Origin of the sequence: Polynucleobacter sp. UK-Mo-2m-Kol15 (assembly GCF_018881505.1) — a bacterium.
GTDB lineage: Bacteria > Pseudomonadota > Gammaproteobacteria > Burkholderiales > Burkholderiaceae > Polynucleobacter.
On the sequence record NZ_JACVQC010000001.1, the window covers coordinates 1 to 19,873 of the forward strand.

Here is a 19,873-nt window from a genome sequence, read left to right on the forward strand (position 1 = left end):
AGCAGTATTTTATAGCCACAATGCTTACTTTAAGAGAGAGTTCGATAGACATTATCTTAAAAAATATCTAATCAGCAAAACAAAACCGTGTGCAAAAGAAAGGTAGATGAGGTCTATTTTGAGGGGGGGTTATCAATTAATAAGCCAACATGAAGTGGCTTATTAATTATCTGTAAATTCTTTAGCTGTTTCTATTTAGTAATACGACACTCCGAAGGCAGCAGCTGAGGCGGCAGATTTGTTTCGGTGGAACGACATGACCATCCACCAGCCCAAGTTGATCCCCCAGGCTTGGATAAATCAATTACTTTCGGAACATTGGCATCTGGGTCATTCGTCGGGATGAGGTGCAATGTGTTTTTATTTTCTGGCGCGACATTGTTCTGAAAATCAATAGCAATAGCACCAGAAGGTGTAATTTCAATCAACTTCACACTTCGTGTAGGCACAAATGTAAAAGAACCATGGGTAGCCTCATCCATTGGTACGGTGCCCCTACTTGCAAAAGCCTCTGTCACTGCCAGCTTAGCACTAGATGAAAGATTCATACCCTCTACGATACGGCTGCGAGCAATGTAATCTTGATATTGAGGAACCGCTACTGCCACCAGAATACCGATGATGGCAACTACCACCATAACCTCAATCAAGGTAAATCCAGATTCTTGCTGCTGATCTTGTGTAGACATATTCATTGGCTCCTGAGGGTTAAATCTCTCATCATCCACTCTATACGCAACACACTCAAGATGTCTAAATATAAGAAAAGCCGGCTTTCAGGGCCGGCTTTTCTGGTTAGAGCTAAGGAAAATAATTACGCTTTTTTGCCGCTCCGCTTGGCAATCTCCCCAAGACCCATGACACCAATAGCACCTACAGCACCTGCTAGCAAGCCATAGGACTCGGCTCCAACTCCTATGAACTTAATCACGCCAGGATCGGAGAGCATCATCCCGCCAGCGATCCAACCTAGTAAGCCGGCGCCAGCCGTAACAATAATTGGGAAGCGATCGATTAGATACAAAACGATACGGCTACCACCGATGATGAGTGGTACAGATACCAGTAAGCCAAAAACGATATAGCCAAGTTGATGGGCTTGATCATCAACCTGACCAGCCGCACCAGCAATCGCCAATACGTTATCGAGACTCATCACAATATCTGCCACGATGATTGTTTTAATCGCTGCAAATAATTTGTCTGGTGCCTGCATATCATGGCCCTCTTCACCACCTGTGTCGACCATTAACTTGTAACCAATCCACAGCAGTGCAATGGCTCCAACAAATTTCAAGAAGGGAATTTGCAGCAAAGTTACTGCGAAGGCAACCAGCACAATACGCAAAATAATCGCGCCAGCCGTTCCCCATAAAATGCCTTTACGGCGCTGATTAGGATGTAGATTCCTACAAGCCAAGGCAATTACTACAGCGTTATCGCCACCCAACAGAATATCGATCAAGATGATCTGCGCAACGACAGACCAATCTAGCATTGTTAAAAACTCCATGTCATCCTCTTATATTTTTATGTTTTAACCACAGGCACTACGAAAAAGGATGCTCTTCAACATCCTTTTTCTTGAACGCAATTACAACATGGCTTTGAGCAAAGTAGCCATTTCTGATGGATTTTTTGTTACTTTAAAGCCACATTCTTCCATAACGGCAAGTTTGGCATCAGCTGTATCAGCACCACCAGAAATTAATGCGCCAGCATGACCCATACGTTTTCCAGGAGGCGCTGTAACACCAGCAATAAAGCCAACTACTGGCTTCTTCATATTGGTTTTACACCAGCGAGCTGCTTCAGCTTCATCTGGACCACCAATTTCTCCAATCATAATGACCGCATCAGTATCGGGGTCATCATTAAACATACGCATCACATCAATATGCTTCAAACCATTGATTGGGTCACCACCAATACCAACTGCCGTGGACTGACCTAAACCAATTGATGTTAATTGACCAACTGCCTCATAGGTCAAAGTACCAGAACGGCTAACAACACCAATGCGACCCTTTTTGTGAATGTGGCCAGGCATGATGCCGATTTTAATTTCATCTGGAGTAATGATTCCAGGGCAATTTGGACCAAGCAATAAAGTCTTCTTGCCACCGGCAGCCTCTTTTGCCTTCATCTTGTTACGCACTTCCAACATATCCTTGACTGGAATGCCCTCAGTAATACAGATAACAAAATCAAGGTCGGCTTCCACTGCCTCCCAAATTGCAGCAGCGGCACCAGGAGGCGGAACATAAATTACAGAAGTAGTTGCACCTGTTTGCTGGGCAGCTTCTTTTACAGTTCCATAAATTGGAATATTAAAAATAGACTCGCCTGCTTTTTTGGGATTTACACCAGCTACAAAACAGTTTTTACCGTTTGCATATTCCTGGCACTTCTCAGTGTGGAATTGGCCCGTCTTACCAGTAATACCCTGAGTAATTACTTTAGTATTTTTATTTACCAAAATAGACATATTGAAGTTCCTTGATTATTTGTTTTTCGCAACAGCAGCAACTACCTTAGTAGCAGCTTCTGCCATTGAATCGGCGCTAATGATTGGTAAACCAGAGTCCGCAAGAATCTTCTTACCTAAATCCTCGTTGGTACCCTTCATACGCACAACCAAAGGGACAGTTAAGTTCACCGCTTTACATGCTGTAACTACGCCATCAGCGATCACATCGCAACGCATAATACCGCCGAAAATATTGACCAAAATCGCTTCAACACTCTTGTTCTTCAGCATGATCTTGAACGCTTCAGTTACCTTCTCTGCAGTTGCGCCACCACCCACGTCTAGAAAGTTTGCCGGCTCACCGCCAAACAACTTAATTGTGTCCATAGTAGCCATTGCTAAGCCAGCACCATTTACCAAGCAACCAATGTTGCCGTCGAGTGAGATGTAAGCCAAGTCAAACTTAGAGGCCTCGATCTCAGCTGCATCTTCTTCATCGATATCACGATAAGCCACGATTTCTGGATGACGATATAGAGCATTTGGATCAAAATTGAATTTAGCATCCAGCGCCTTGATCTTGCCGTTGCCTTCAAGAATCAATGGATTAATTTCTACCAATGAAGCATCGGTTTCCCAATAGGTCTTGTACAAACTCTTAAACACATCGCTTGCCATTGGAATAGAAGCATCTGGAACTCCAATGCCTTTTGCAATGATCTGACAATCAGCATCTGTCAAACCCACCATTGGATCAACAAATACTTTAATAATTTTTTCTGGGTGAGATTCAGCCACCTCTTCAATATCCATGCCACCTTCGCTAGATGCCATGATCACATTCTTTTGTGTACCGCGGTCAGTAACAATACTGAAGTAGTACTCTTTTTTAATGTCCGCGCCATCTTCAATTAAAAGGCGATTTACTTTTTGGCCTTCTGGGCCGGTTTGGTGAGTCTTCAGCTGCATACCCAAAATTTCAGAAGCGTACTTTTTCACTTCATCCATGCTGCGGGCTAATTTCACGCCGCCGCCCTTACCCCGACCACCGGCATGAATTTGTGCCTTAACAACCCATACTGGACCACCTAGCTTTTCGGCAGCTTTAATTGCCTCATCAACACTAAATGCAGGGATGCCATTTGGAACTGGCACATTAAATTGGCGTAGTAATTCTTTGCCTTGGTACTCGTGAATTTTCATTATTACTCCCGAAACAGTATCTTTTTTAGCAAGCGATGAGGATTAGCAAAACCAGCTTTACCTTAATCGCCTATTTACTCTATGGACAAGCTAATGGTATGCATATGAATAAATGGGACCGGTTTGGCCGACTCCGTAAGTCTATCATGCTGCAATGCCGCAACATGGCCTATTTGCTCCGTAATTGCCCTAGTCAGGGCGCCCGGCTACCACCTTAGACACCACAGCCGAACTGAAGCCCTTGGAGGCCAGAAAACGGTATTGGCGAGCACGCTCCTTTTGCTCCGTCGCCAACACGCCAAACTTGCGTAGCCAGAGCTCATGAGCACGCTGGTACTCAGTTTCTTTGAGATTTCTCAGAAGTTCTGTTGTCTTTGAGCTATCCACCCCAGCCTGAGCTAGCTCATCCTGTATTTTTCGAGTACCAAAACGCTCGCTACGGCGCCGAACCAGGGCCTCTGCAAAGCGTTGATCAGACAGCCAGCCACGAGCCTCAAAATCATCCAAAATAGCCTGAATCTGAACGGTTAGGGGAACGCCCTGAGTAAGCCCTTCAGAACTCTCCTCGGCAGGCTTTAGCTTGAGCGACCTTGCTACGGACTCTTCGAGCTTCGCTGAGAGGCCCTTGCGGCTGTACTCTCGCATGGATAGAAGGCGCAAAGCCCGAGCTTTGAGACTCGGGCTTTGTTGATTTCTTTTTTTCACGGCACCACTGAACTCCGACATCGCAGGATTACGCCTCCTCTTCCTCGCCCACGACATCGCTAACAATAGCTGTGCCAGCCTTTACTCCTAATTTCTCACGAATCTTTGCTTCGATGTCTTGAGCAATGGTTGGATTTTCTTTCAAAAACTCACGTACATTATCTTTTCCTTGACCAATACGATCGCCGTTGTAGGCATACCAAGATCCTGACTTTTCAACGATATCGGCTTCAACACCCATATCGATAATTTCACCTTCTCGAGAGATTCCAGCGCCATACATGATGTCAAAAATTGCTTCGCGGAATGGCGGGGATACCTTATTCTTCACGACCTTCACACGGGTCTCATTACCAACCACTTCGTCGCCCTTCTTAATGCTACCGATACGTCGGATATCTAAACGCATAGAAGCATAGAACTTCAGCGCATTACCCCCTGTAGTTGTTTCAGGCGAACCAAACATCACGCCAATCTTCATACGAATTTGGTTAATAAAGATGACTGTTGTATTAGTGCGCTTGATTGCGCCAGTCAGCTTACGCAAGGCCTGGCTCATCAGACGTGCCTGAAGACCTGGTAATGAATCACCCATATCACCCTCGATCTCTGCTCTTGGGACCAAAGCCGCAACAGAATCAATCACAATCAAATCGATGGAACCTGAACGCACTAAAGCATCAGCAATTTCTAGAGCCTGCTCACCAGTATCTGGCTGGGAGATCAATAAATTATTCACGTCTACACCTAAGCGTGACGCGTACTGAACATCTAAAGCATGCTCAGCATCGATAAAGGCACAAGTTCCGCCAATCTTTTGCATCTCTGCAATCGCATGCAAAGTTAATGTAGTTTTACCCGAAGATTCTGGGCCGTAAATCTCAATCACGCGCCCACGCGCCAAACCACCAACTCCAAGCGCAATATCTAAACCCAATGAACCACTAGAAACTACCTGAATATCTTGATGAATCTCTGCATCGCCCAATCTCATGATTGAGCCCTTACCAAATTGCTTCTCAATTTGCGCTAAGGCTGCAGTCAATGCCTTTTGCTTGTCTCCACTCATGCCGTCAAATTCTGATGAGGCTGATTTTTTCTTATCATCCAAGGCCATTTTTTAATTCCTTTTCGCTATGTATTGGGCTATTTCCCGAAGTTTTCGTGTTTTTTAACAACTCAGAAGTTACTGTATATAAAAACAGTATTATTTGCAAGCAGCTTTTTCAAGGAATTTACGGATTTTTTACTAGGTCACCCTTTATTGTGGTGCGATCCCAGTAGAAAAAGAGGGGGATAGCGACACCCCAGGCCAAACCAAGCAAGATCAGGCCGCTGATTTGACCATTCAGCCCCCATGCCCCTGCACCCATTCTGACTCCAGCTTCGTAGGACATGGGGCCAGCAATAGCACCCAAAACCACCCCCAAGATGGGTCTGCTGCGCAACCAGGCCAATGAGCTATTAATAGTACTGGCGACCAAGGCCCAAAGAGTCCACATCCACGCCGGAGACAAATAGGAACTAGGCCAGCTGTTCTTAAAGCTTAAAAACCCGCAATACGAAATCAGAGTGTCAACTACTACCCCAAATAAGGCAGCCTTCAAAAGTAGCTTGAGTTCCAAGATGGGCCGCGGTGAAAACCAAACATGAATTGCTAGATAGAGTAGGGTAGCCACCACAGGCCAAAAGACCTGCTGATTGGCCGCGCCAATAATGCAAGCAAACCAACCAGCCTGGAAAAATACGAAATTCCAAAATTTAGCCATTGACCTAACCCAAGCAACTTTACCTAAGAAAAAGGCCACTGCCGGTGGGCAATAGCCTTTTGAATGGTGGCGAATCAGGGATTTGAACCCCGGACCTGCGGATTATGATTCCGTCGCTCTAACCAGCTGAGCTAATTCGCCGAAGGGGAGATTTTATCTTATTTAGCGTGAGCCTGAAGTTTTTTTAGAACTTCTTTAAGCAAGATCCACAGGGCAGGCAGGCCTGGAATGATGATCATGGCTAAGGCAACTAAGGAAAAATTGCTTTTTACCCAGGCATTGTCGCCAATGAGGAAACCCAGGCTTGTCAAACTACAGACCCACAGAATGCCACCGGCAATATTATAAAAAGCGAAAACGGGGTAGCGCATATGAGCAACCCCAGCCACAAATGGGGCAAAGGTTCGAATGAAGGGCATAAAACGTCCTAAAACAATCGTCACCGGACCATACTTTTCATAAAAAGCATGCGCTTTATCAAATGCATTGCGATTAAACCAACGCGAGTTTTCCCAAGAAAAGACCCGGTTGCCGATATAGCGCCCAATTGAATAGTTCAGGGCATCGCCAGTGACAGCCGCAAATGTCAACAAAGCCATCAGCATCCATAAATCTAAACCGCCCACTGCGGCAATAGCACCCGCCACAAATAATAGAGAATCCCCCGGTAAAAATGGCATCACGACAAAACCTGTTTCTACAAAAATAATGGCAAAAAGCAGGGCATATATCCAGACACCCCACTCATTAGCCACTAGAGCTAAGTTTTTATCGAGATGAAGAAATAAATCTAAGAAATAAGAGAAGTCCAAAGGGGTCCCGATTGATGAGAGCAATAAACACTAGTTTAACTATTGCAGCATCGGTATATTACCTAAGGTACTAGCAAAAAACATTAAATTACCGAATTTGGAAAGTGTTCATGCTCTCATCACGGTTATAGCGTACGAAAACTTCAATTTTCTTGGCTAAAAAAAGTTTCTTCAAGACCTCATCTTTGTTTTCAAAAGTGATCGCCGTTTGCTCTGGGAAACGTGCAAAAGGATCGCTCATGACCTCAATGGACTGCTCATCCACTTTGATTAAGCGAATAGTGCGTTTGTAAAGGCGGTCAGGCTGAATAAAAATCAGGCGCTTGAGATATTTATCTAAAACCAGCTTTTGCCCTAGGTCATTGGTCTTAAAGTAATAGACCAACTCATCTTTACCATTGGTGGTGACATCCCGCTCCTCGTCCCACTTAGCAAATGCTGGCTGACTGCCAAGCGCCAAAAGAATTGCTACCATTAATAATCTATACAGATGCATCATTTACTTTCTTGGCTTAATCAATTCATCTTATCAGTCATCTGCACTTATGCGACTTCTCTCTGTATGTTCCGGCAAAGTAATGCCACTCTTTGGTTCTCATCACTCGAACTATTCAACAGTAGCCTCAGCGATCAATAAACAGTCCATCAGTAATCTTGACTCCCCCACTCCGATTGAAATTACTCGACTTGGAGTTGCGGGCGATGAGCAAGCTGATCTATCAGTACATGGCGGTATTGAGAAAGCTATTTATGTCTATCCAATCGAGCACTACGCTTTTTGGAATGAATTACTTTTTCGCGAAACAAAACAATCTGTCAACCTTCCTCTAGGTGCATTTGGTGAAAACTTCACCATCGAAGGCTTACTTGAGACTGAAATATTTGTTGGAGACCAAATGCAGATTGGTGAGCTTCAATTTACCGTCGTCAAATTACGTGAACCCTGCTTTAAGTTCAATGCCAAGATGAAATATAAAGGCGCAGCCAAGGCAATGCTGCAATCAGGTTTTAGTGGATGGTATCTACGAGTAAATCAAACTGGTGTAGTCGCAGCGGGTGCTGACATCCACGTGCTACCAGGTCAAAGATTGACGTCCATCGCAGATCAGAATCTAGCCTTGTTTAATCGCGGCAATCAAAAAGATCTATGGGATTAACTTAGAACCTAAATTAGTAAACAACTTAGGCAATAAAAAACCCGACCACATCGTGGTCGGGTTTAGTTTTGCAACAGACTAATAAAGCTTAGTCTTTAGCGTAGATATCTACGTCTTTAGTTTCTTTAATAAACAGTGTGCCGATTACCAATGTCACCGCAGCGATGATGATTGGGTACCAGAGACCGTAATAAATATTACCGTTTTGCGCCACCAAGGCAAAGGCGATTGTTGGCATCAAGCCACCGAACCAACCGTTACCAATATGGTATGGCAAGGACATAGAGGTGTAGCGAATACGGGTTGGGAACAACTCAACCAACATCGCTGCAATTGGGCCATAAACCATGGTTACCAAAATCACCAAAATTACCAAAATACCAAGAATCGCAGCATGATTGATAGCAGCAGGATCAGCCTTTACAGGATAACCAGCAGCATTCAATGCATCACGAATTGCTTTCTTGAACTCAGCATCTTTTACTTTCAGATCAGCTGGAGCCATACCCTTAGCAGAGTAGCCCTGAATCTCTGTATCACCAATCTTCACAACAGCGGTACCACCGGCTGGGCCAGGGATAGTTGTGTAGCTTGCAGAGTTAGAAGCCATCACCTGCTTTGCAATGTCGCAAGAACTTGTGAACTTTGCTGTACCAGTTGGGTTGAACTGGAAAGTACATTCGTTCACATCAGCAGTAATACTTGCTGGTGCAGTAGCCATTGCCTTTTCTAACGCTGGGTTAGCAAAGTGGGTTAAACCGTTGAACAATGAAACTGGTGTGTTCGGGATGTACAGAATGATGGCAAGCAACAAACCGCCCATGATGATGACCTTACGGCCAATCCTATCTGACAATGAACCAAAGATAACGAAGAATGGTGTACCGATTACCAATGAAGCAGCAATCAACAAGTTCGCAGTCTTAGGATCCACCTTCAACACTTGAGTGAGGTAGAACAAAGCGTAGAACTGACCTGTGTACCAAACCACTGCTTGACCTGCAACCAGACCAAACAATGCCAAGATAACAATCTTCAAGTTCTTCCATTGACCAAATGACTCTGTCAAAGGTGCTTTAGAAAGCTTGCCTTCTTCCTTCATCTTTTTGAAGGCTGGGGATTCGTTCATCGATAAACGGATGTAAACAGAAACGCCCAACAAAACGATTGAGAGAAGGAATGGAACACGCCAACCCCAAACATCAAAGTCTGGACCAGTGAATTCACGTGTGAACAAAATCACCAACAAGGACAAGAACAAGCCTAGAGTCGCTGTTGTCTGAATCCAAGCTGTGTATGCACCACGCTTACCATGAGGAGCGTGCTCCGCAACGTAAGTAGCAGCACCACCGTACTCACCACCCAAAGCCAAACCTTGAAGCATACGCAATGCAATCAAGATCACTGGAGCAGCAACACCGATAGTTGCATAGTTTGGTAAGCAACCTACTACGAAGGTTGCGCCACCCATTAATAGGATGGTTACCAAGAAGGTGTACTTACGACCAATCAAATCACCTAAGCGACCGAATACCAAAGCGCCGAATGGACGCACGATAAAGCCGGCAGCAAATGCTAATAGAGCAAAAATGAAGGCTGAGCCAGCATCTAGGCCTGAGAAAAACTGCTTGGCCATAATGGCAGCCAATGAACCGTAAAGATAAAAGTCGTACCACTCAAAAACCGTACCTAAAGAGGAAGCAAAAATAACTTTGCGTTCTTCAGCGGTCATTGGGGCTGCTTTAGTTGATGTTGACATCAGTAGCTCCTAACTATTTATTAAATAAAAAACAACTAGGCGATTATGCTTTGAAAAAATTCAAAGAAATCCACTACTTAGGGTAATTCCCCATCAAATTGGATCGGGGTTTTCCCCCATAAATGTCGATTTATTGCAAACCATCCGCTGCATGCTTATTAATCAAACGTGCACCAAGATGTTGCTAATAGCCCAATACTGGTGCAAATGTGATGTAGCGCAAATCTACACCCCTATTAAATAAGTCCTGAAGTCGGTACTCAGCAGTACACCAACAAATAACTGATTAAGGAGCAATACAAATGAAAAGACGTGATTTTTTAAGCAAAACCGCATTAGGCGCAGCTGCTGGTGTACTTGCAGCCCCAGCTATTGCCCAATCCATGCCAGAAATTAAGTGGCGTTGTGCCTCCAGCTTTCCAAAGAGCTTAGATACGATTTACGGTGGTGGCGAGTACATTTCAAAGCGTGTGGCAGCTCTGACAGACGGCAAATTTCAAATCCGAATTTTTGGCGCCGGTGAGATTGTTCCAGCATTCGGTACTGTAGATGCAGTTCAACAAGGAACTGTTGAGTGCACTCATACAGCCGGCTATTACTTTGTTGGCAAAAATAAAACCTTTGCGTTTGATACCACCGTGCCTTTCGGTATGAACCAACGCCAACAAAATGCCTGGATGTATTGGGGTGGAGGCTTGAAGCTCCAACGAGAATTTCTACGCGACTACAACATCATTTCTTTCCCAGCCGGCAATACAGGCACCCAAATGGGTGGCTGGTTTAAAAAACCCGTCAAAACCGTTGCTGACCTCAAAGGTCTCAAAATGCGTATTGCAGGCTTAGGGGGTGAAGTAATGTCTCGCCTAGGCGCGATCCCTCAGCAAATCGCTGGTGGCGATATTTATCCCGCTCTGGAAAAGGGCGTGATTGATGCTGCTGAGTGGGTTGGCCCTTACGACGATGAAAAACTTGGCTTTTACAAGATTGCGCCCTACTACTACTACCCAGGTTGGTGGGAGGCATGCTCCATGTATTCCATGTACGTGAATATCAAGGAATGGGAAAAGCTACCGAAGCAATACCAGGAAGCCTTCACTGCAGCCTGCGCGGAATGCAACATCGACATGATGGCCGAGTATGACTACAAAAATCCGATCGCCTTACAAAGTCTGATTAAGAATGGCGTAAAGCTTCAATCCTATTCAACAGAAATCATGAAAGCAGCTTCCACTACCGCATTCGCAATTTATGAGGAAGAGGCCGCCAAGAATCCATCCTTCAAGAAAATTTACGAGCCGTGGAAGAAGTTCCGCAACGATCAAATGCTATGGAACAAAGTTGCTGAACAAACCCTCATGAGTTTTATGTTGACTAACCCAGTCAAATAAACAAAGTGAGAATCTGATATGCCAAAACAATTTTTAGTTTTTGCAAGTTTCGTCGATCGTTTAAATGACCGTTTTGGCGTATTAGCGAGTTGGATGGTTTTGATTGCCGTACTGGTCAGCACAGCAAATGCGCTGATTCGGTATGGCTTCAACATCAGTTCCAATGGCTGGCTTGAAGCGCAATGGTATTTGTTTGCAGGCATGGTGATGTTTGGTGCCGCAACTACCTTTCGCCTAAATGAACATGTGCGAGTTGACGTACTCTATGCGCTATATCCCAATAAAGCACGTCTGTGGTTAGATTTTTGGGGCGGCATTATTTTCTTCTTGCCAATGACAACCATTATTGGTTATTACTCTTGGGAATTTTTTATCACTTCCGTGATTCAAAATGAAACTTCGAGCAATCCAGGTGGTCTGATACGTTGGCCAGTACGCGGTGTTATTACCCTAGGATTCTTCTTGCTCACTCTTCAGGGCATTTCTGAAATCATCAAACGCTACGCAGCCATTATTGGCATGATTCAAATCGATCCCAAGTACGAAAGACCACTCCAATGATTAGCCATGAATTGATGGCCCCCATCATGTTTGGGGGTCTAATTATATTTTTGTTGCTTGGATATCCAGCCGCTTTTTCTCTTGGCGCTGTTGGCTTATTCTTTGCTTTTATCGGTATCGAAATGGGTATGTTTCAACCCACTTTCTTACAAGCACTTCCAGACCGAGTATTTGGCATTCTGTCAAATGACTTGCTACTCTCCATTCCCTTTTTCACCTTTATGGGTGCGATTCTGGAGAAGTGTGGATTAGCAGAAGATATGCTCGAAGGATTGGGGCAGTTGTTTGGCCCAGTCCGCGGCGGCCTAGCTTATGCCGTCATTATTGTTGGCGCAATTTTGGGTGCCATTACCGGCACAGTGGCAGCCTCCGTGATTGCCATGGGATTAATTTCCCTGCCAATCATGTTGCGTTATGGCTATAACCCACGCGTTGCCACTGGTGTGATTGCGGCGTCCGGCACGATTACTCAGTTGATTCCACCATCGCTCGTATTAATCGTATTGGCTGACCAGTTAGGTAAGTCTGTTGGTGATATGTATGCAGGTGCCATTGGACCATCCATTATTCAAGTGGCGCTGTTCTGCTTGTTCATCTTCTTTCTGTCAATTTTTAGACCACAGGATGTTCCGGCATTGCCACCAGAAGCGCGCCCTAAAATTGATTGGAAGTTATTCAAGAAAATCCTATGGGGTATTGTTCCTTCAATCGCACTTATCTTCTTAGTGCTCGGAACTATTTTGATGGGTCTAGCGACACCAACTGAAGGTGGTGCTATGGGTTCTGTAGGAGCATTAATTCTCGCAGCAATGAACAAGCGCCTACAAAAAACCTTAGTCTGGGAAGCAATGACCTCTACTATGCGCATCAATGCCATGGTGATCTTCATTCTGATTGGCTCTACTGTATTTGGTTTGACATTCCGCGGTGTAGATGGGGACCTTTGGATTGAGGAGCTCTTAACAGGTCTGCCCGGTGGGCAAATCGGCTTCTTGATTGTGGTGAACTTATTTGTCTTCTTCTTAGCCTTCTTCTTAGACTATTTTGAAATTGCGTTCATCATCATTCCATTGTTAGCCCCTGTTGCTGAAAAGCTCGGAATTGATTTGATTTGGTTTGGTGTATTACTGGGCGCCAACATGCAAACCTCATTCATGCATCCGCCATTTGGATTTGCCCTGTTTTATTTACGAGGGGTAGCAGATAAAACTGTTAAAAGCTCCGATATTTACTATGGGGCCCTTCCGTGGGTTGGTTTGCAATTGATTCTGGTGGCGATCATCATCTTCATTCCAGAAACTGTGACTTACTTTGTTGATAAACCCACTGTCGCGATTGACGCCAACGGACCCTCCATTGATCCTTTAGCTGGTGTAGAGCAAAACGAAATCACAGTAGACTCTAGCTCTGAGATCGAACGTCAATTGCGCGAGAATAAATAGGCGATTGATCGGGAATAAAAAAAGGGGTTTAGTAATGCAAGCAAAATGGGGTATTCGGGGGATGGCGGTAGCACCGCACTCCCTCGCTTCTGAATCTGCACTAGCAGTACTCAGAGAAGGCGGTAACGCTCTTGAAGCAATGGTGGCTGCAGCAGCCACAATTGCTGTCGTTTACCCCCACATGAACTCGATTGGCGGAGACTCTTTCTGGGTGATTCACTCTCCTGGTAAGGCGATGGGCGGAATTGATGCTTGCGGTGCAGCCGCCGGCCTGGCGACTAAACAGTGGTATGCAGATCGCGGCATCACCACCGCTATTCCCTTTAGGGGTGCTGTTGCAGCCAATACAGTTGCGGGCACGATTTCTGGCTGGGGTGCAGCACAACAACTTTCAAAACAAGGTTTAGGTGGAAAGCTTCCGCTCTCTCGCTTATTGGCTGATGCCATTCACTATGCTGAAGCAGGTGTACCAGTTACCCATAGTCAGTCCAGTCTTACCTCCAAGAAACGTGGTGAACTGAGTCATATTCCTGGATTTTCTGAAACATTTTTAGTTAACGGCAAAGCGCCTGAAGTAGGCAGCATTTTCAAGCAAGAGCGGCTTGCAAAAACATTACGGCAAATTTCTCGTAAAGGTACAGAGGATTACTACCGCGGCGATTTAGCCGAGCTACTCGCAAAAGAACTGACAGAAATTGGTAGCCCACTTAGACTCAGCGACCTTCATCGCCATCAAGCCAAACTGATTGACCCACTTGAGCTCAAGCATAGCATGGGCAGCGTCTACAACATGACGCCACCAACTCAAGGCGTCGTGTCCTTAATGATCATCGGCATATTGGATCAACTCAATCTCAAGCGCTTTAAGGTGGATAGTGCCGAATATGTTCATCACTGTGTTGAGGCTACCAAACAGGCATTTAAAGTCAGAGACCAATTTGTCACTGATCCAGCGTATATGACAAAAAATGCGCAGTCTTTTTTATCTCCAGCGTTCTTGAAGAAGTTGGCGAAAAATATTGACCCTGAAAAAGCTTTGCCTTGGGGTCAAGGCAAAGGGCCAGCAGATACGATTTGGATGGGCGTGATTGATGGGGATGGAAATTGCGTTTCCTTTATTCAAAGTATTTATCACGAGTTTGGCGCCGGCATCGTACTTCCTCAGTCTGGAGTGAACTGGCAGAACCGTGGCTGTAGCTTCTCGCTGGATCCAAAAACACTCAATCATCTTGAGCCTTATCGCAAACCATTTCATACACTGAATCCTGCGATGGCTTTATTTAAGGATGGTCGGTCGATGGTGTACGGCACGATGGGCGGTGATGGCCAACCCCAAACGCAGTGTGCCGTCTTTACTCGTACAGCAACATACGGCCTTGATCCGCAAGATGCCATCAGTCGCCCTCGTTGGCTGCTCGGTAGAACCTGGGGTCAAACTAGCGACAGCTTGAAATTAGAGTCGCGCTTTAGCCCATGGGTTGCGAAAGAGCTTCATGCCTTAGGACACGAAATTGAAATGCTTGATGACTTTGATGAAACCGTAGGTCATGCAGGCTGCATTATTCGCGACCCCTCTGGCACACTTCATGGTGGCTGGGATCCTCGTAGTGATGGCGCTGTTAGCGCGTTTTAGTAATAAATAACTTGGGTACGCGCAGATCCCAGTAAATGGCAGCTGCGCGTAATCCAAAAATGGCCAACATACAGATCACTGACCCCTCAAGCGTGTACTGTGGCAAGAAATTCAGAATAAGAATGTATAAGAGGCAGCCCAAAGTAACCGGGATTGCATAAAGCTCATGTGACATGAGCAGTGTTTTTCTGCCAGCCAACACATCACGCAAGAGACCGCCGCCAATTGCAGTTACCACCCCGAGAATCACTGGGGCAACTGGCAAGCCAAACCCCAAGTTCCAGGCCTTATCTGCCCCCTGAATCCCAAACAAAGCAGCGCCCAGTCCATCGATATAGAGCATCCAGCGATAAATCTGGGGCTGTGTAAAAAAAGATTCGGCGACAAAAGTCACGATGCATGCGCCCAATGCAACCCAAATATAAATTTGCGTAATCGACCAAAAAGCAGGTACCTCTAAAATAATGTCGCGCAGTGTTCCACCACCAATTGCTGTAATAACACCCAGTACCAAGACCCCAAAAAGATCGACTCCACGATCGGCAATAGCCAGCACACCAGTCACTGCAAAAGCGACTGTGGCAACGATGCCAATCCAAAAATTAATTTGTTCCATACTGACTAGTCTAAATCAGCGACAGCAGTTACTCAATGAAGTCCTTAATATACTGAGGGTAATGCGATTAAGGAATCTTTCATGAATACTCAGCTTTATAGTTTTTGGCGTAGCTCAGCAGCCTTTCGGGTGCGCATTGCCTTGAACTTAAAAGGTATGGATTACGAGGTGATTCCAGTTCACCTCCTTAGAGATGGTGGCGAACAACGAACGACTGAATATGCAGAGAAAAATTCTAATCGCTTAGTGCCCCTTTTTACCAATGGCGCTCATACTATTCACCAATCGCTTGCAATCATCGAATATCTTGAAGAGATTCAAGCCACTCCACCCTTACTACCGCACACTGCAATTGATAGGGCATGGGTGCGGGCAGTCGCGATGGACATTGCGATTGAGATTCACCCGATGAATAATTTAAGAGTATTGCGCTATCTCATCAAAACCTTAGGCGTGAGTGCAGAGGCAAAAGATATCTGGAATCATCATTGGATGAATTTGGGTTTAACTAGTCTAGAAAAGCAATTAAGCGCAGATCCGAGAGTGGGTCGCTTTGCTTATGGTGATCAGCCTGGTTTAATTGATATCTGCTTGGTTCCACAAATATTTAATGCACTTAGCGCAAAGCTGGATATGAAAGCTTACCCGACACTCATCAAGATATTTAATGAATGTATGAAGCTACCAACATTTATTGACGCCTCTTGGGAAAAGCAAATTGATGCAGAGGGATCAAACCCCCTTACTCCACCACAGGAATAAAGACAGTGTGAGCAAAGATCCCAGCGTACTGAGGAGCACCACTCGGGAAATCATTCTGCCATCTACCTTGTAGTATTGAGCCAACATGAATGGGCCAGTACCAGTAGGTAGAGCAGCTAGTATGACAACGGAGCTTACCCACAGATCAGGCAAACCTAATAGTGGTCCCGCTATCAACCAAGCGATTAGCGGCTGAATAATCAGTTTTGCAAAACTAATACTCCATGCCTGTTGCGGTACTGCACTTTCTTTTTGCATCAAAAATAGGCCGATTGAAACTAATGCGCAAGGTGTTGCAGCTGCAGCGAGAAAAGAAATGACTTGCGCCAATGGGTCATACAAAACCAAATCTGTAGATGACCACACCAAACCAGCAACTGGTGCAATCAAGAGTGGATTCGTGCATAGAGACCTGATTACACTGAAAGCAATTTCATGCGATTTTTTGTGGGACTGTATGCCAACCTCAATGAGGACAGTCGCTATGGCAAACATCACAAAAACAATAAAAGTAGAGATGATTGCTGGTGCCAAACCATCCTGACCAAGCGCCAAAACACAAAGCGGAATACCCATATAGCCCGTATTCGAGTAAGAGGCACTGAGACCTGAGAAACTAGCTGCCGCTAAGTCTCTGTTACGCATCCAACTTGTTACAAGTACAAGAATAAATACGGCTAAGCAGCTCAGAAAAAAAGCAGCGATAAAGCCTGGCTGCCAAAGTGTTTGCCAGCTACTACTGGATGCGAAATTAAACAATTGGGCAGGAAGTGCAAGCCAGACAACAAAACGATTTAACTCAATAGCTGCACTATCACCCAACTTCCCAGTTCTGCCACAAAGATAACCAATCAGAATTAGCGTAAATACTGGGAAGACGACATTAAAGACGTAGAACAATTTACGTGTGCTTTTTTAGCTCAAGCAATTTTCTTCAGAGTCTGCCGATATCGCTGTGCATTTTTAATATAACGTCCCGCGATAGCTTCGATGCCAGCCATCTGCTCTGGGGTCAGCGTCTTTGCAACTTTAGCAGGTGAGCCCAAAATCATAGAGCCATCCGGAAATTCTTTACCCTCAGTCACCAATGCGCCAGCGCCTACTAAACAGTTTTTGCCAATTTTGGCGCCATTCAGAATGACTGCGCCAATACCAATCAAACTGCCATCACCAATTTGACAACCGTGGAGCATCACTTGATGTCCGATAGTCACTTGCTTGCCAATAATGAGAGGGTAACCAGGGTCAGTGTGCAAAATTGAAGCATCTTGCACATTACTACCCTCGCCGATTTGAATGAGATCGTTGTCACCGCGGACAACTACCTTGGGCCACACACTCGCATTTTGATGTAACTCAACCCTGCCGATTACTTCCGCGCTTTCCGCAACCCAAGCTCCCTCACCTAAGTGGGGAGCATTTCCGTCTAGTTCAAATATAGCCATAACCTATTATAGATAATGGCTAGATTAAAGAAAGCCTACCAATTAGGCTCACGATCAGGAGTTGAAGAAATACGGTGAATACTCAAATCAGCGCCTTCAAACTCTTCCTCTTGAGACATCCGAATTCCTAAAATAGCTTTCAGCAATCCATAGACTACAAAACCACTTACGAGAGCAATAACAACTCCCAAGGTAGTCCCAATTAACTGCCCCAAGAAAGTAACGCCACCAAGACCGCCTAGTGCTTTTGTCCCAAAGATCCCTGCAGCCAATCCACCCCATAGGCCACACAAGCCATGCAAAGGCCAAACCCCCAGAACATCATCAATCTTCCAGCGGTTTTGCACTAAGGTAAACATATAGACAAATAGAGCGCCAGCGATTAGACCAACCACCAATGCACCCATGGGATGCATTAAATCTGAACCAGCACAAACAGCTACTAAGCCAGCTAAAGGTCCGTTATAAGTAAATCCAGGGTCGTTGCGACCAATAACCCATGCCGCCAAAGTACCCCCAACCATCGCCATCAAGGAATTCATAGCTACTAAACCGCTGATCTTATCAATGGTCTGCGCACTCATCACATTAAATCCAAACCAACCTACCGCCAAAATCCAAGCACCCAAAGCCAAAAATGGAATGCTGGATGGTGGATGAGCTGCTACATTGCCATCCTTGGTATAGCGGCCGCGACGTGCGCCCAAAAGAATGATCGCCGGTAGAGCAATCCAGCCACCAACCGCATGCACTACGACTGATCCTGCGAAATCATGAAACTCTTCGCCCGTAAAAGACTTAATCCAAGCTTGGATACCGTAATGCTGATTCCAGGCAATGCCCTCGAAGAAGGGATAGATAAAACCTACCAGAATAAAAGTAGCAATTAACTGGGGATTGAACTTCGCACGCTCAGCAATGCCGCCAGAGATAATGGCCGGGATAGCTGCGGCGAAGGTCAGTAAGAAAAAGAATTTGACTAATTCATAGCCATTTTTTTCCGCCAAGAGCTCAGCGCCAGAGAAAAAGTTAACGCCATAGGCAATGCTGTAGCCAATAAAGAAATAGGCAATAGTTGACACTGCGAAGTCGACCAAGATTTTGACCAAAGCATTTACTTGATTCTTTTTACGAACAGTACCAAGTTCAAGAAATGCAAATCCCGCATGCATCGCCAAAACCATGATGGCGCCGAGCAAAATAAATAAGGCATCACTGCCTGATTTCAAAGTTTCCACTGAATAACCCCCCATATTTTTTGCATCATTATGGGGAATTTAAAGCTAGCCTCTTAGTATTAATGCACTCATTTAGTGCAATTTATTACCCTAATAATGGTTTATTATGAAATTACATACACCCAAGGGAGAACCCATGAAAAAAGTTTTAGTTCTATTGGCCACTTTAGGCGCATTTTCTGGCTTATCCCAAGCTCAAGAAAAAATTCCAGTATTGAGCACCCAAGAGCTCGTAAATGTCTGCAAATTGCCTGCAAGTCCAGAGTCCCGCAGCTTTTGCGTAGGTTATACAACCGCAATCTATGACACTTATTTAGCGACACGTCATCCGCAACGCACTGCGCCATCCATCTGCGTCAAGCAACCAGCACCATCACGTGACGAAGTTATTGGTGAATTTGTAAAATTTGGCCAAACTGACCAACAAGTTTCTGACAAACCCGCAGCAGGTGTTTTCTTGGGCTTCTTGGCAGCACGCTTTCCTTGCGCCAGAAAATAATTTAGGCATTTAGCCCACTCAATTTATAGACTTAAGGAACAGTTGATATGAAAAAAATGATCGCTATTGCTGCTGCAACCTTAGCAATTGCAGGTTGCTCCAACATGAGTAATACAGAACAACGCACTTTGTCTGGTGCCAGTATCGGTGCAGCTGCTGGTGCAGTTGGCACAGCCATCTTCCACGGTAATCCAATCTGGGGGGCAGTTGGTGGTGCAGCAGTTGGTGCAGCATCTGGCTATGTATACGATGCTTACAAAAAAGAGCAGGCTTCTGAGTACAACTCTGGATACAACGCAGGCAAAAATAATCAACCCGCTAAAGCTCCTCAATAATTCTGAGTTAAGCGGCATTCGCTGCAAATCAAAAACCCGACCTGCGTAATGCACGTCGGGTTTTTCTTTAGGGCTTGAG

General features: G+C 45.2%; 22 protein-coding genes and 1 tRNA gene. 8 read left to right on the forward strand and 15 right to left on the reverse strand.

What is annotated here, in order from left to right; all coding sequences use genetic code 11:
* Positions 1-191 precede the first annotated feature (191 nt).
* From ICN43_RS00005 to ICN43_RS00050, 10 genes are all read right to left on the reverse strand, one after another.
* Complete coding sequence (locus tag ICN43_RS00005) at positions 192-689, reverse strand: pilin (protein ID WP_304609136.1); 498 nt, start codon at positions 687-689, stop codon at positions 192-194.
* 125 nt (positions 690-814) lie between these two features.
* On the reverse strand, positions 815-1,513 hold the full coding sequence (locus ICN43_RS00010; RefSeq protein WP_216196646.1) for a TerC family protein: 699 nt from the start codon (positions 1,511-1,513) through the stop codon (positions 815-817).
* An 81-nt stretch (positions 1,514-1,594) separates the two neighbouring features.
* A complete protein-coding gene (sucD, locus tag ICN43_RS00015) occupies positions 1,595-2,488 on the reverse strand; it encodes a succinate--CoA ligase subunit alpha (protein WP_216196647.1) in 894 nt (297 codons plus the stop codon).
* A gap of 15 nt (positions 2,489-2,503) precedes the next feature.
* On the reverse strand, positions 2,504-3,673 hold the full coding sequence (sucC, locus tag ICN43_RS00020; protein WP_216196648.1) for an ADP-forming succinate--CoA ligase subunit beta: 1,170 nt from the start codon (positions 3,671-3,673) through the stop codon (positions 2,504-2,506).
* A gap of 189 nt (positions 3,674-3,862) precedes the next feature.
* A complete protein-coding gene (gene recX / locus ICN43_RS00025) occupies positions 3,863-4,399 on the reverse strand; it encodes a recombination regulator RecX (RefSeq protein WP_216196649.1) in 537 nt (178 codons plus the stop codon).
* 7 nt (positions 4,400-4,406) lie between these two features.
* On the reverse strand, positions 4,407-5,489 hold the full coding sequence (gene recA / locus ICN43_RS00030; RefSeq protein WP_370623183.1) for a recombinase RecA: 1,083 nt from the start codon (positions 5,487-5,489) through the stop codon (positions 4,407-4,409).
* Between the two features lie 124 nt (positions 5,490-5,613).
* On the reverse strand, positions 5,614-6,147 hold the full coding sequence (locus ICN43_RS00035; RefSeq protein ID WP_216196651.1) for a DUF2878 domain-containing protein: 534 nt from the start codon (positions 6,145-6,147) through the stop codon (positions 5,614-5,616).
* 64 nt (positions 6,148-6,211) lie between these two features.
* A tRNA-Met gene (locus ICN43_RS00040) sits at positions 6,212-6,288 on the reverse strand.
* A gap of 17 nt (positions 6,289-6,305) precedes the next feature.
* On the reverse strand, positions 6,306-6,959 hold the full coding sequence (locus ICN43_RS00045) for a VTT domain-containing protein (RefSeq protein WP_216196652.1): 654 nt from the start codon (positions 6,957-6,959) through the stop codon (positions 6,306-6,308).
* A gap of 88 nt (positions 6,960-7,047) precedes the next feature.
* Entirely contained in the window at positions 7,048-7,458 is a 411-nt protein-coding gene (locus ICN43_RS00050; protein WP_216196653.1) for a hypothetical protein, read from the reverse strand.
* Between the two features lie 46 nt (positions 7,459-7,504).
* Between ICN43_RS00050 and ICN43_RS00055 the strand changes: the two genes are divergently transcribed.
* Positions 7,505-8,116, forward strand: a complete 612-nt coding sequence (locus tag ICN43_RS00055) for an MOSC domain-containing protein (RefSeq protein WP_216196654.1) — start codon at positions 7,505-7,507, stop codon at positions 8,114-8,116.
* An 88-nt stretch (positions 8,117-8,204) separates the two neighbouring features.
* On the opposite strand, the gene ICN43_RS00060 is transcribed toward ICN43_RS00055, so the two are convergent.
* Entirely contained in the window at positions 8,205-9,875 is a 1,671-nt protein-coding gene (locus tag ICN43_RS00060) for an MFS transporter (protein ID WP_216196655.1), read from the reverse strand.
* A 302-nt stretch (positions 9,876-10,177) separates the two neighbouring features.
* On the opposite strand from ICN43_RS00060, the gene ICN43_RS00065 reads away from it, so the two are divergent.
* From ICN43_RS00065 to ggt, 4 genes are read left to right on the forward strand one after another with little or no spacing between them, the layout of a single operon-like run.
* Positions 10,178-11,263, forward strand: a complete 1,086-nt coding sequence (locus ICN43_RS00065; RefSeq protein WP_216196656.1) for a TRAP transporter substrate-binding protein — start codon at positions 10,178-10,180, stop codon at positions 11,261-11,263.
* Positions 11,264-11,281: 18 nt separating this feature from the next.
* Positions 11,282-11,824: a TRAP transporter small permease subunit gene (locus ICN43_RS00070; protein ID WP_216196657.1), complete on the forward strand. Its 543-nt coding sequence runs from the start codon at positions 11,282-11,284 to the stop codon at positions 11,822-11,824.
* The gene (locus ICN43_RS00075) at positions 11,821-13,266 is read left to right on the forward strand and encodes a TRAP transporter large permease subunit (RefSeq protein ID WP_216196658.1); all 1,446 of its coding nucleotides are present in this window, start codon (positions 11,821-11,823) and stop codon (positions 13,264-13,266) included. Before ICN43_RS00070 ends, ICN43_RS00075 begins: the two co-directional genes overlap by 4 nt.
* A 34-nt stretch (positions 13,267-13,300) precedes the next feature.
* A complete protein-coding gene (gene ggt, locus ICN43_RS00080; RefSeq protein ID WP_216196659.1) occupies positions 13,301-14,899 on the forward strand; it encodes a gamma-glutamyltransferase in 1,599 nt (532 codons plus the stop codon).
* On the opposite strand, the gene ICN43_RS00085 is transcribed toward ggt, so the two are convergent.
* A complete protein-coding gene (locus ICN43_RS00085) occupies positions 14,886-15,515 on the reverse strand; it encodes a trimeric intracellular cation channel family protein (RefSeq protein ID WP_216196660.1) in 630 nt (209 codons plus the stop codon). The two genes, ggt and ICN43_RS00085, sit on opposite strands and share 14 nt — an antisense overlap.
* 81 nt (positions 15,516-15,596) lie before the next feature.
* Between ICN43_RS00085 and maiA the strand changes: the two genes are divergently transcribed.
* A complete protein-coding gene (gene maiA / locus ICN43_RS00090; RefSeq protein ID WP_216196661.1) occupies positions 15,597-16,277 on the forward strand; it encodes a maleylacetoacetate isomerase in 681 nt (226 codons plus the stop codon).
* On the opposite strand, the gene ICN43_RS00095 is transcribed toward maiA, so the two are convergent.
* Genes ICN43_RS00095 through ICN43_RS00105 form a run of 3 tightly spaced genes read right to left on the reverse strand, consistent with a single transcriptional unit; the run spans position 16,248 to position 18,975 of the window.
* Positions 16,248-17,177, reverse strand: a complete 930-nt coding sequence (locus tag ICN43_RS00095) for an AEC family transporter (protein ID WP_216196662.1) — start codon at positions 17,175-17,177, stop codon at positions 16,248-16,250. The genes maiA and ICN43_RS00095 overlap by 30 nt on opposite strands.
* A gap of 20 nt (positions 17,178-17,197) precedes the next feature.
* Positions 17,198-17,722 (reverse strand): gamma carbonic anhydrase family protein, encoded by a 525-nt coding sequence (locus tag ICN43_RS00100; RefSeq protein WP_216196663.1) that lies wholly within the window; start codon positions 17,720-17,722, stop codon positions 17,198-17,200.
* Between the two features lie 35 nt (positions 17,723-17,757).
* Positions 17,758-18,975, reverse strand: a complete 1,218-nt coding sequence (locus ICN43_RS00105; RefSeq protein ID WP_216859714.1) for an ammonium transporter — start codon at positions 18,973-18,975, stop codon at positions 17,758-17,760.
* 121 nt (positions 18,976-19,096) lie between these two features.
* Between ICN43_RS00105 and ICN43_RS00110 the strand changes: the two genes are divergently transcribed.
* Positions 19,097-19,459 (forward strand): Rap1a/Tai family immunity protein, encoded by a 363-nt coding sequence (locus tag ICN43_RS00110; RefSeq protein WP_216196665.1) that lies wholly within the window; start codon positions 19,097-19,099, stop codon positions 19,457-19,459.
* A gap of 47 nt (positions 19,460-19,506) precedes the next feature.
* A complete protein-coding gene (locus ICN43_RS00115; protein ID WP_216196666.1) occupies positions 19,507-19,794 on the forward strand; it encodes a glycine zipper domain-containing protein in 288 nt (95 codons plus the stop codon).
* The last annotated feature ends 79 nt before the right edge of the window (positions 19,795-19,873 follow it).